Annotated in this window: 9 protein-coding genes; 2 read left to right on the top strand and 7 right to left on the bottom strand. The window is 70.6% G+C overall.

The features are described from left to right. Positions 1–4: 4 nt before the first annotated feature. From V2S04_RS08805 to V2S04_RS08785, 5 genes are read right to left on the bottom strand one after another with little or no spacing between them, the layout of a single operon-like run. A complete protein-coding gene (locus tag V2S04_RS08805; protein WP_413638177.1) occupies positions 5–649 on the bottom strand; it encodes an NUDIX hydrolase in 645 nt (214 codons plus the stop codon). Between the two features lie 9 nt (positions 650–658). Further along, positions 659–1,870: an MFS transporter gene (locus V2S04_RS08800; RefSeq protein ID WP_413638176.1), complete on the bottom strand. Its 1,212-nt coding sequence runs from the start codon at positions 1,868–1,870 to the stop codon at positions 659–661. Positions 1,871–1,912: 42 nt separating this feature from the next. Beyond that, positions 1,913–2,245: an MTH1187 family thiamine-binding protein gene (locus V2S04_RS08795; RefSeq protein WP_413638175.1), complete on the bottom strand. Its 333-nt coding sequence runs from the start codon at positions 2,243–2,245 to the stop codon at positions 1,913–1,915. 29 nt (positions 2,246–2,274) lie between these two features. Next, on the bottom strand, positions 2,275–3,480 hold the full coding sequence (locus V2S04_RS08790) for a hypothetical protein (RefSeq protein ID WP_413638174.1): 1,206 nt from the start codon (positions 3,478–3,480) through the stop codon (positions 2,275–2,277). Positions 3,481–3,499: 19 nt separating this feature from the next. After that, a complete protein-coding gene (locus V2S04_RS08785; RefSeq protein ID WP_413638173.1) occupies positions 3,500–4,351 on the bottom strand; it encodes an NAD(P)H-hydrate dehydratase in 852 nt (283 codons plus the stop codon). A gap of 52 nt (positions 4,352–4,403) precedes the next feature. Between V2S04_RS08785 and V2S04_RS08780 the strand changes: the two genes are divergently transcribed. After that, entirely contained in the window at positions 4,404–5,480 is a 1,077-nt protein-coding gene (locus tag V2S04_RS08780) for an NADH:flavin oxidoreductase/NADH oxidase (protein ID WP_413638172.1), read from the top strand. Between the two features lie 67 nt (positions 5,481–5,547). On the opposite strand, the gene V2S04_RS08775 is transcribed toward V2S04_RS08780, so the two are convergent. Next, positions 5,548–6,609 carry a hemolysin family protein gene (locus tag V2S04_RS08775; RefSeq protein WP_413638171.1) on the bottom strand — a complete coding sequence of 354 codons (1,062 nt, stop codon included), beginning with the start codon at positions 6,607–6,609 and terminating at the stop codon, positions 5,548–5,550. Then, positions 6,606–7,922, bottom strand: coding sequence for a hemolysin family protein (locus V2S04_RS08770; protein WP_413638170.1), 1,317 nt, complete (start codon positions 7,920–7,922; stop codon positions 6,606–6,608). Before V2S04_RS08770 ends, V2S04_RS08775 begins: the two co-directional genes overlap by 4 nt. A 283-nt stretch (positions 7,923–8,205) precedes the next feature. Here V2S04_RS08770 and V2S04_RS08765 point away from each other — a divergent pair, with 283 nt between their 5' ends. Continuing rightward, positions 8,206–11,868 (top strand): multifunctional oxoglutarate decarboxylase/oxoglutarate dehydrogenase thiamine pyrophosphate-binding subunit/dihydrolipoyllysine-residue succinyltransferase subunit, encoded by a 3,663-nt coding sequence (locus V2S04_RS08765; protein WP_413638169.1) that lies wholly within the window; start codon positions 8,206–8,208, stop codon positions 11,866–11,868. Positions 11,869–11,910 lie beyond the last annotated feature (42 nt).

The raw sequence follows: 11,910 nt of genomic DNA, 5'->3' as shown, positions 1-11,910 counted from the left end.
GGGCTCAGCCCCGCTCGTAGACCCACGGCAGCGCTGTCATCGTGAGCCGGTGGCGCGCTCCCGGTGCGCCCGGTTCGTCGGGATGCTCCTCATCGCCCGCCCACAGCGCGCGCATCCCCCGCTCGAGCTGCTGCATCCGGGTCTCGTAGCGGGCGAAGGCGCTGACCGCCGCGAACGCGTCATCGACGGTGGAATGCTCGCGCAGAGCGTGCAGCGTGATCCAGGTCGGCGGGAACAGCGTGAGCTCGCCGGCCGCGTGCCGCCCGAACGCGCGGTCGGGCGTCATCCAGACCGCCTCCTCGATCTCGCCCGGGTTCGGCCGCAGCCGCTCGCCGCTGTCACGGGCGAGGAAGAACCAGGTGCGGAACCGCACCGGCGTCTCGGCCGGCGGCACCCAGCGCGAGAGGGTCGCCAGATCCCGGATGCCGATCCCGGCCTCCTCACGAGTCTCGCGCACGGCCGCGCGCAGCGCCGCCTGCTCCTCGTCGTCGGTGTCGATCTCGTCTCCGGGATCGACGCGCCCGCCCGGGAAGACCCAGACGCCGGGGAACGATCCGGTGGCGGGGCGCCGCAGCAGCAGCACCTCCAGACCTGCCGCACCGTCGCGCAGCACCACGGCGGTTCCGGCGACGCGCATCGGTGCATCCATGCGGACACTCTAACGGCCGCGCGCCGCCGTCTCCGGCACCAGCGTCTGCTCCGGCGCCGACGCCTGCGCGCGGTAGGCGGTCAGCACGATCGCGAGTCCGAGCACGGCCAGCACCGCCCCCGCCCACTCGGGGGCGGTGTAGCCGAAGCCGAGCGAGATCGCCGCTCCGCCGAGGAAGGCCCCGAGGCTGTTGCCGATGTTCAGCGCGGAGTGATTCAAGGCGGCCGCGATGGACTGGTTGTCACCTGCGACGTCCATCAGGCGGGTCTGGATCGCCGGGCTCAGCACCGACGCGATCGCGCCGACGAGCATGGCGGTGATGATCAGCGGCACGATCGAGAACGACAGGAGGGCGAGCAGCAGGAGCACGGCTGCCAGCGCGGCGAGGCCCCAGACCAGGGTGCCGCGCAGATCGCGGTCGGCCAGGCGTCCGCCTGCCAGGTTGCCCACGGTCATGCCGACACCCACCAGCACGAGGGTCACCGGCACGACCCATTGCGCAGCGCCGGCGATCTCGGTGACCAGCGGGGCGATGTAGCTGTACACGGCGAAGAACCCGCCGAAGCCGATCGCGCCCATGCCCAGCGTGAGCCAGACCTGCGGCACGCGGAACACGCCCAGTTCCGAGCGCAGGGTGCGTCCGGGATCACCGGGGTGCGCCGGCACGAACAGGGCGATGCAGACGGCCGCGAGGGCGAACACGCAGGTCACGACGAGGAACGCCGTGCGCCACCCCCACTGCTGTCCGAGGTAGGTGCCCAGCGGCACCCCGACGACATTGGCGACGGTCAGCCCGGTCAGGATGAACGCGACGCCCTGGGCGCGCCTGCCCGGCCCGAGCATGTCGGCCGCCACCAGAGCGCCGATGCCGAAGTACGCGCCGTGCGGCAGGCCGGCGAGCAGTCGCGAGGCGCCGACCAGACCGAAGCCGGGCAGCACCACGGTGAGCGCGTTGCCGAGGGTCAGTGCGATCGCGAGCGCCAGCATCACGCGGTGGCGTGGGAAGCGCGCCACGGCGCCGGCGATGGTCGGCGCGCCGATCACCACGCCGAGCGCGTAGAGCGAGATGAGCACACCGCTCTGGCCGATCGCCTGCTCACTGCTGGCCGCCCAGACATCGGGCAGCAGATCCTGGGCGATCTCGGGCAGCAGGCCCATGATGACGAATTCGGTCATGCCGATGCCGAAGCTGCCGACGGCGAGAGAGAGGAGCGCCCTCATCGCCGCCCCCCTCGAGAGATTCGAGGGAGTCACCCGCCCATGCTACCGGCCGGTCGCCTCACCGTCGGCGGATGCGTCGATCGCCGCCTCGAGGCGCTCGATCTTGGCATCCAGCTCGCCGCTGTACCCGGGTCGGATGTCGGCCTTCAGCACGAGCGAGACCCGAGACCCGTACGGCATGACGGCCTCGGTGGCCCGCTTGACGACATCCATCACCGAGTCCCAGTCGGGCCCTTCGATCTCGGTGAACATGCTGGTGGTGCGGTGCGCGAGGCCGGAACCCCGCACCACTCTTACGGCGGCGGCGACGGCGTCGTGCACCGAATCTCCGGAGCGGCCGTCGCCGGAAGGGGCGACGGAGAATGCGACGAGCATGGTTCCTCCTGTTTTCGTGGTCGATCGCGTCAGCGACGCGACGCGGGAGTGCGCAGCACGGCACGCACGGCGACGACGAGCGTCACCACGAGCATGGCATTGCGCACGGTCAGCAGCAGCACCGGCACGGGATGGGCGGCGAGCAGTCCGTCGTAGGTCAGCGGGTAGATGCAGAAGGTGAGGGCGCACAGCAGCAGCACGAGAGCCGCCGGCGTGTGCGCACGGAGACGGTCGAAGACGAGCCACAGCATCGCGGGAGCGATCAGCCAGGTGGTGAACTGCGGCGATCCGACCCTGTTCGTGACGATCAGCGCGGCGATCAGTGCGAGAGCGAGCGGGGGAAGCAGGCGCGGCCAGGCGGCACCGCGGCGTGCCCGGACGATCCCGATGACCAGGATGGCGGCCACCGCGATCATCATCACCGGTGTGGTCGCCGCCGCGACCGCCGGTGCTGCCGGGGCGATCACCTGGAAGGTGAGGATGTCGAAGCTGTACTCGATCGTCGCGTCGCCGGCGACCGCGGCCCAGAGCAGGGGCGTCGCGGCGACCGCCTCGATCTGCAGGCCACGGCCGGTCTGCGCGGTGATGAAGCCGAAGAGCCGCTCCCCGGCGCCCAGCATCAGCAGCGTCGCGATGATCGCGGCGGTGACGGCGGCGGCGGTCACCGCGAGCTGCAGTCCGCGCCGGCCCGCGGCGATCGCGGCGACCAGCAGGGCACCGGGCCAGATCTTGATCCAGGCGCCGATGGTCAGCACCGCAGCACCCAGACGCGGATGCGACGCCAGCCACAGACCCCCGGCGAGCGCGAGGGGCACGGTGATCGCGTCGATCCGGTACATCGCGATCGGGCCGAGCAGCAGGAGCGCGGCGATCCAGAACCACGCCGCCGACCGGCGGTGGGCAGCGCGGCCGCGCAGCAGCAGGGCGAGACCGAGCGCATCGCACGCGGTCACCAGCACCGCCCAGCCCACGAGGTACGCACCGGTGCCGCCCAGCAACGGCAGGAGCGGGACGGCGATGGCGTGCGCGGCCAGCATGGGCAGCAGTGCCACCTGCGGGTAGACCCAGCTCTCGGTGATCCCCACGACCGCGTCGCCGCCGAGCGCCGCGTGCGCCCACGGCTGGTACACGAGCACGACGTCGCCCATCGGCTGGCTCGGAAGCAGCCAGCCCGCCGCCGCGACGACGGCGTGGGCGAGGAGAAACGCCGCCCACACCACCCAGGGTCGCGACATCACCTGGGGTACCAGGGCGTCATGACAGCAGCTCGCCGACGGCGCCGGGCAGCGCCTCGGCCACGTCGAGAGCGACGATCGGATGCCCGCGCGACGGTGTACCCGCCGAGGGTGCGCCCGCGATTCCGGATGCCCGTGCCGCGGCCTGCCCGTGCAGCCAGACGGCCGCCGCCGCGGATTCCGCCAGGGTGCGGTCGGGATCCGCGGCGATGAGCGCGCCGATCACCCCGCCCAGCACGTCGCCGGTGCCGGCGGTGGACAGCCAGGCCGGGGAGTTCTCGACCACGATCGGCTCGTCGCGGGGACCGGCGATCACGGTGCGGGCGCCCTTGAGCAGCACGGTCGCCCCGAGCCGTGCCGCGGTCTCGGTCACTGCCGCGATCCGGTCGTGTTCCGCTCCGAGGTCGATGCTCTCCAGCCCGAGCCCGGCACGCAGCCGCGCGAACTCGCCGGCGTGGGGTGTGAGCACCATCGGGGCGGTTCCGTGCTCGGCGAGATCCAGCGCGCCGGCGTCGACGACGACGGCGGCCTCGCCGCTGAGGATCACCTCGAGCGCCTCGAGCTCGGAGGCATCGCGGTGCTCGGCATCCGTTCCCGAACCGATCACCCACGCCCCGACCCGCGTTCTGCCCGCCTCGGCTCTGGCGACCGTCTCGGGGCGCCGGGCGAGCACCGCGTCCCGCGCGCCGCCGGTGTACAGCACGTACCCCGCCCCCGCTCGCCACGCCGCCTCGACGCCGAGCACGGCCGCACCCGGATAAGCGGCGGATCCGGTGCGCAGGCCCACCACGCCCCGCGAGTACTTGTCGTCATCCGCGGTCGGCACGCGCAGCAGTGCGCTGGTGTCGGCCCTCGTCCACTCCCGCAGCATGAACACCACGGTAGCGCGCCCCGCCACCGCGTCCTGGCGTTAGCGTCGTGATGTGACCTCACCTACGACTCCTCTGCTCTTCACCCCCCTGACCATCCGCTCGCTCACCCTGCCGAACCGGCTGTGGGTCTCGCCGATGTGCATGTACAGCGCGATCGACGGCGTGCCGCAGGACTGGCACCGCACGCACCTGGCGCAGTTCGCATCCGGCGGGGCCGGGCTGATCATGGCCGAGGCGACCGGTGTCGTCCCCGAGGGGCGCATCTCGCCGCGCGACACCGGCATCTGGAACGACGCGCAGCAGAGCGCCTGGGCGCAGATCGTCGACGAGGTGCACGAGCGCGGCGGGCGCATCGGCATCCAGCTTGCCCACGCCGGACGGATGGGCTCGACCTGGTGGCCGTGGGCCGATCAGCGCGGGACGGTGCCGGCAGCCGAGGGCGGCTGGCCCACGGTCGCCCCGTCGGCGATCGCGTTCGACGGGTACGCGGCGCCGTCGGCCCTCGACGCCGCCGGGATCGAGCACGTGGTCGACGCGTTCGCCGACGCCGCCCGCCGCGCGGTGCGCGCCGGGTTCGACGTGCTCGAGGTGCACGGCGCGCACGGCTACCTGCTGCACGAGTTCCTCTCCCCGCTGGCCAACGTCCGCGACGACGAGTACGGCGGCTCGCTCGAGAACCGGGCGCGGCTGCTGCTGCGCATCGTCGACCAGGTGCGCGCGATCGCCCAGGACCGTCCGGTCTTCGTGCGCCTCTCCGCCACCGACTACGCCGAAGGCGGGTTCACCCCCGAGGAGGCGGCCCAGGTGGGTAGCTGGGCGATGGATGCCGGTGCCGACCTCGTCGACGTCTCCAGCGGCGGCATCGTCGCCCACCCCCGCATCGAGTACCGCCCCGGCTACCAGGTGCCGTTCGCGCGGACCGTGCGCGACGACGGGGTGCCGACCGCCGCGGTGGGTCTGATCACCACCGGCGCCCAGGCGGAGGAGATCCTCGCCTCCGGCGCCGCCGACGCGATCTTCGCCGGGCGGGAATGGCTGCGCGATCCGCACTTCGGGCTGCGCGCCGCCCACGAGCTCGGCGTCGAGGTGCCGTGGCAGCCGCAGTACCTGCGGGCCCGCTGGCGCTGACGTCACGGCGCCGTGCGGCGGGCCGATCCCGCCGCACGGCCCCGGTCGACGATGCCGATGCGGCGGCTCAGCGTCCGTGTCCGCGTCGCGTGGCGTCCTGCACCTCACCGACGAGCTCTTCGAGGATGTCCTCCAGGAAGAGCACCGCGGTGGTCTCGCCGGAGCGGTCGCGCACCCGTGCGAGGTGCCGCCCGGCACGACGCATCGCGGCGAGCGCGTCCTCGAGGTCGGTGTCCTCCTGCACGGGCAGCATGTGGTGGATGCGCTTGGCCGGCAGCGGCAGCGAGATCTTCTCGTCGGGCGCCGGTCCCTCGGCGGCACGCAGCACGTCCTTGAGGTGCACGTAGCCGATGGGCGACTGCTCGTCGTCGACGATCACGTAGCGCGAGAACCCGTAGCGGGCGACCGCGCGCTCGACATCGTCTGGCGTCGCTGTCTCGGGCAGGGTGATGAGCTGGGCCAGCGGCACCGCGATGTCGCGGGCCTTCTTGTCGGTGAACTCGACCGCGGCCGCCACCGCACCCGATGAGTCGGTCAGCACCCCCTCGCGTCTCGATCGATCCACGATCGTCGCGACCTCCTCGAGGGTGAACGTCGACGCCGCCTCGTTCTTCGGCTCCACGCGGAACAGCCGCAGGACACCGTTGGCGATGCCGTTCAGCGCCCAGATGATGTGCCGGAACACCCGTGAGACCCACACCAGCGGCGGCGCGAGCAGCAGCACGGCGCGATCCGGGATCGAGAAGGCGAGGTTCTTGGGGACCATCTCGCCGAACACGACGTGCAGGAACGACACGAGCGCGAGCGTGATCACGAAAGCGCTCACGCTGATCACCGCGGAGTCCCAGCCGAGCGCGTGCATCGGCACCTCGAGCAGATGGTGGATCGCCGGTTCCGAGACGTTCAGGATCAGCAGCGAGCAGATCGTGATGCCCAGCTGCGACGTGGCCAGCATGAGCGTGGCGTGCTCCATGGCGTACAGCGCGGTCCTGGCCGCACGGGATCCGCGTTCGGCGAGCGGCTCGACCTGCGAGCGGCGCGCCGAGATCACGGCGAACTCGCCGGCGACGAAGAAGGCGTTCGCCGCGAGCAACACGACGAGCCAGACCAGTCCCGCCCAGTCGCTCATCGCTCGACCTCCGTCGCGTCCTCGACCGGATCGGCCGTGTACCGGACGCGGTCGATGCGCCGTCCGTCCATGCGCACCACCCGCAGCGTGCCCGACTCGATGCGCACCTCGTCGTCGATCACGGGAACGCGCTCGAGGACGCTCATCATGTACCCGGCCACGGTGTCGTAGACCTCGCCCGCCGGCACATCGATGCCGGTGCGCCCGAGCAGCTCGTCGGGGCGCAGCTCACCCGGGAAGGTGATCGAGTCGACCCGGCGCACGATGCCCGCGCGCGAGCGGTCGTGCTCGTCGGACACCTCGCCGACGATCTCCTCGATGAGGTCCTCGAGCGTGACGATCCCGGCGGTGCCGCCGTACTCGTCGACCACCACCGCCATCTGGTAGCCCTTGGTGCGCAGCTCGGCGACGAGCACGTCGAGATGCACCGTCTCGGGCACACGCAGCGGCTCGGTGCTCAGAGCGCCCACCGGCACCTCGGCGCGCTTCTCCCGCGGCACCGAGACGGCGGCCTTGACGTGAACGACGCCGGTGATGTCGTCGAGGTCGTCGTCGTACACCGGGAAGCGGCTGTGACCGGTGCGCCTGGCCAGCTGGATGACGTCGTCGGCGGAGTCGCCCACCGCGATCGCGTGCATGCTCGGCCGCGGGGTCATGATGTCGTCCGCGGTCAGTCGCGCGAAGTTCAGGCTGCGCTCGAGCAGCGTGGCGGTGTCCTTCTCGAGCACGCCCTGGCTGGCCGAGCGCCGCACCAGAGACGACAGCTCCTCGGCGCTGCGCGAACCCGAGAGCTCCTCCTTCGGCTCGATGCCCATGCTGCGCAGCACGCTGTTCGCGCTGCCGTTGAGCAGCACGACGGCGGGCTTGAACACGGCCGTGAACGCCGTCTGGAACGGGATCACGAGCTTCGCCGTGGCCAGCGGCAGGGCGAGGGCGAAGTTCTTCGGCACGAGCTCACCCAGGATCATCGACAGGATCGTCGCGATCAGCATCGCCACGGTCACCGAGATGGGCACCGCCACGGCATCCGGAGTCCCCCACGCCTCCAGCAGCGGGGCGAGCAGCCTCGATATCGCCGGCTCCATCGTGTACCCGGTGAGCAGGGTCGTCAGCGTGATGCCCAGCTGCGCCGAGGACAGGTGGGTCGAGGTGATCTTCAGTGCGCGGATCGTCAGGCCGAGGCGGGATTCTCCGCGGGCCTGACGGGCTTCGAGTTCGGCACGATCGAGATTGACCAGAGCGAACTCGCTGGCGACGAAGAGCCCCGTCCCCACGATGAGCAGCAGCCCCACGCCCAACAGCACGAATTCCATCAGCTGCGTCCCTCGACAACCTCGAGGTGCGGGCAGTGGGGCGAGGTACTGCAAGAAGGAGGGTCGTCCATGGTGCGCACGATCTTACAGAACGCGGCTGAGGGCGCGCATCGCTCCCGACCGCGGCGTCCGGGCGGATCCGCGACGCGAAACCGGCGCGGCCGCAGGCATTTCGGGAGCTGTTTGGCATTAGGCTTGAAGACTGTTACGCAAGTGCGACCCGGGCGCTGCAACGGGCGACAGGTCGCATGTGAGCTTCAGCGATGAAAGAGGGCGATAGAGCGTGTCGAACCAGGTGACCGGCGTCGGTGGCGACGGGGGGTTCGGAGCCAACTCCTGGCTCGTGGACGAGCTCTACGAGCAGTTCAAGAAGGACCGCAACTCGGTCGACAAGGAGTGGTGGCCGATCCTCGAGCACTACACGCCCGACACCGTCGCCCCGGCGGCCGACGCGGGGCCCGCGCAGTCTGCGCACCCGGTCACCGCCCCGATCCCGGTGATCGGCGCCCAGCCGGTCGCGCGCACCACGGCGAAGCCCGCGAAGCAGGCTCCGATCCCGGCGCAGGCGCCCACGCGCGAGGCGAAGGACGAGGCCCCCGCCGAGGAGGAGACCGTCACGCCGCTGCGCGGCATGCCGAAGACCCTTGCGGCCAACATGGACCAGTCGCTCAGCGTGCCGACGGCGACCAGTGTGCGCACCATCCCCGCGAAGCTGATGATCGACAACCGCATCGTCATCAACAACCACATGTCGCGCACGCGCGGCGGCAAGGTGAGCTTCACCCATCTCATCGGCTGGGCGCTGATCCGCACACTCAAGGAGTTCCCGAGCCAGAACGTGTTCTACGCGGAGATCGACGGCAAGCCGTCTGTCGTCGCGCCCGCGCACGTCAATCTCGGCATCGCCGTCGACATCCCCAAGCCCGACGGCACCAGGGCGCTGCTCGTGCCGAGCATCAAGCGTGCAGACACCATGACCTTCGGCGAGTACCTCGCGGCCTATGAGGACCTCATCGCCCGCGCGCGCGGCAACAAGCTCACGGCGGCCGACTTCGCAGGCACCACCGTGTCGCTCACCAACCCGGGCGGCATCGGCACCGTGCACTCCGTGCCCCGCCTCATGAAGGGCCAGGGCTGCATCATCGGCGCCGGCGCCCTCGACTACCCCGCCGAGTTCCAGGGTTCGAGCACCAAGACGCTCACCGAGCTGGGCATCGGCAAGACGATCACGCTCACCAGTACCTACGACCACCGGGTGATCCAGGGCGCCGGCTCGGGCGAGTTCCTCAAGAAGGTGCACGAGCTGCTGATCGGCGAGCGTCACTTCTACGAGGACATCTTCGCTTCGCTGCGGATCCCGTACCAGCCGATCCGCTGGAACGCCGACATCGCCGTCGACCTGGCCGAACGCGTCGACAAGCAGTCCCGTGTGCAGGAGCTCATCAACTCCTACCGGGTGCGCGGGCACCTGATGGCCGACATCGACCCGCTCGAGTACGTGCAGCGCTCTCACCCCGACCTCGAGATCGAGAGCCACGGCCTGACGTTCTGGGACCTCGATCGCGAGTTCGTCACCGGCGGCTTCGGCGGTCGCCGTGTGATGAAGCTGCGCGACATCCTCGGCGTGCTGCGGGACTCGTACTGCCGCACCCTCGGCATCGAGTACATGCACATCCAGGACCCCGAGCAGCGCCGGTGGTTCCAGGAGAAGCTCGAGGTCAAGTACGTCAAGCCCGGCCACGACGAGCAGCTGCGCGTGCTGCGCAAGCTCAACGAGGCCGAGGCCTTCGAGACCTTCCTGCAGACCAAGTTCGTCGGCCAGAAGCGCTTCTCGCTCGAGGGCGGCGAGTCGCTCATCCCGCTTCTCGACGAGGTGCTGCAGGGTGCGGCGAACGCGGGCCTGGACGGCGCCGCGATCGGCATGGCGCACCGCGGCCGGCTCAACGTGCTCACCAACATCGCCGGCAAGACGTACGGGCAGGTGTTCCGCGAGTTCGAGGGATCGTTGACCCCCGGCAACCAGCGCGGCTCGGGGGACGTGAAGTACCACCTCGGCACCGAGGGCACCTTCGTCGCCGAGGACGGCGCCGAGCTGCCGGTCTACCTCGCCGCCAACCCGTCGCACCTCGAGACCGTCGACGGCGTGCTCGAGGGCATCGTCCGCGCCAAGCAGGACCGCAAGCCGATCGGCACGTTCGCCTGGCTGCCGATCCTCGTGCACGGCGATGCCGCCTTCGCCGGTCAGGGCGTCGTGGTCGAGACGCTGCAGATGTCGCAGCTGCGCGGCTACCGCACCGGCGGAACCGTGCACATCGTGGTCAACAACCAAGTCGGCTTCACGACCCTGCCCACGGACTCGCGCACCTCGGTGTACGCCACCGACGTCGCCAAGACCATCCAGGCGCCGGTGTTCCATGTGAACGGCGACGACCCCGAATCGGTCATCCACGTCGCGCGCCTGGCGTTCGAGTACCGTGAGCGCTTCCACCGCGATGTCGTCATCGACCTGGTCTGCTACCGCCGCCGGGGTCACAACGAGGGAGACGACCCCTCGATGACCCAGCCGCTGATGACCGACCTGATCCAGGCGAAGCGCTCGGTGCGCAAGCTGTACACCGACGGACTCGTGGGCCGCGGCGACATCACCGAGGAGGAGTACGACCAGGCGAAGGCGGACTTCCAGAACCGCCTCGAGATCGCCTTCGCCGAGACGCACGCCGCAGAGACCGGGGCGACTCCGATCGCCCCCGACCTCGCGCAGGTCGACGAGCAGGTGGGTTCGCCGGAGGTGACCGGCGTGCCTCTCGAGGTGATCCACCTCATCGGCGACGCGCACGCGAACAAGCCCGACGGATTCACCGTGCACTCCAAGCTGCAGCAGCAGCTCGACAAGCGGGTCTCGATGAGCCGCGAGGGCGGGATCGACTGGGGCTTCGGGGAGCTGCTGGCCTTCGGGTCGCTGCTGGTGGAGGGGACCCCCGTGCGCCTCGCGGGTCAGGACTCGCGTCGCGGCACGTTCGTGCAGCGACACGCAGTGCTGCACGATCGCCGCAACGGGCAGGAGTGGCTGCCACTGGCGAACCTCTCCGACAGCCAGGGACGCTTCTTCGTCTACGACTCGCTGCTCAGCGAGTACGCCGCGCTCGGTTTCGAGTACGGCTACTCGGTGGAGAACCCCGATGCGCTCGTGCTCTGGGAGGCGCAGTTCGGCGACTTCGCCAACGGCGCCCAGTCGGTGATCGACGAGTACATCTCCGCCGCCGAGCAGAAGTGGGGCCAGCAGTCCAGCGTGGTCATGCTGCTGCCGCACGGCTACGAGGGTCAGGGACCCGATCACTCCTCGGCGCGGATGGAGCGCTTCCTCCAGCTTTGCGCACAGGAGAACATGATCGTGGCGCGTCCGTCGACGCCGGCGTCCTACTTCCATCTGCTGCGCCGTCAGGCGTACGCGCGCCCTCGCAAGCCGCTCATCGTGTTCACGCCGAAGGCGATGCTGCGTCTGCGCGGCGCGACCAGCGAGGTGGAGGACTTCACCCAGGGCCGTTTCGCACCGGTGATCGACGACGACCGCGGGCTCGACCGCGCCGCGGTCAGGCGCGTGCTCGTGCACTCCGGCAAGATCCACTGGGATCTGCGCAGTGAGCTCGAGAAGAACCCCAACCCCGAGATCGCGCTGGTGCGGCTCGAGCAGCTGTACCCCACGCCGATCGACGAGCTGAAGACGATCACCGACTCGTATCCCAACGCCGAGCTGGTGTGGGTGCAGGACGAGCCCGAGAACCAGGGCGCCTGGCCGTTCCTGGCGCTGCAGTTCGCCGAGGTGCCCGGCGACCGCCAGTTCCACGCGGTGACCCGCCCGGCCGCCGCATCTCCGGCGACCGGCTCGTCGAAGGTGCACGCCGCCGAGCAGGTCGCACTGCTCAAGACAGCCCTCACCGTCGGCTGACATCCGCCGACAGACGAAAGGCCGCCGCCCTCGACGAGGGCG

It is taken from the genome of Microbacterium sp. OR21 (assembly GCF_047306785.1).
In the GTDB taxonomy this organism is placed as follows: Bacteria; Actinomycetota; Actinomycetes; order Actinomycetales; family Microbacteriaceae; genus Microbacterium; species Microbacterium esteraromaticum_E.
This window is presented reverse-complemented; position numbering and strand designations above follow the sequence as displayed.

Bases quoted from the DNA above. Each gene is read 5' to 3' on its own strand.
- V2S04_RS08770 (WP_413638170.1), bottom strand. From the start codon at position 7,922: ATGGAATTCGTGCTGTTGGGCGTGGGGCTGCTGCTCATCGTGGGGACG.
- V2S04_RS08800 (WP_413638176.1), bottom strand. From the start codon at position 1,870: ATGAGGGCGCTCCTCTCTCTCGCCGTCGGCAGCTTCGGCATCGGCATG.
- V2S04_RS08805 (WP_413638177.1), bottom strand. From the start codon at position 649: ATGGATGCACCGATGCGCGTCGCCGGAACCGCCGTGGTGCTGCGCGAC.
- V2S04_RS08785 (WP_413638173.1), bottom strand. From the start codon at position 4,351: ATGCTGCGGGAGTGGACGAGGGCCGACACCAGCGCACTGCTGCGCGTG.
- V2S04_RS08790 (WP_413638174.1), bottom strand. From the start codon at position 3,480: ATGTCGCGACCCTGGGTGGTGTGGGCGGCGTTTCTCCTCGCCCACGCC.
- V2S04_RS08775 (WP_413638171.1), bottom strand. From the start codon at position 6,609: ATGAGCGACTGGGCGGGACTGGTCTGGCTCGTCGTGTTGCTCGCGGCG.
- V2S04_RS08795 (WP_413638175.1), bottom strand. From the start codon at position 2,245: ATGCTCGTCGCATTCTCCGTCGCCCCTTCCGGCGACGGCCGCTCCGGA.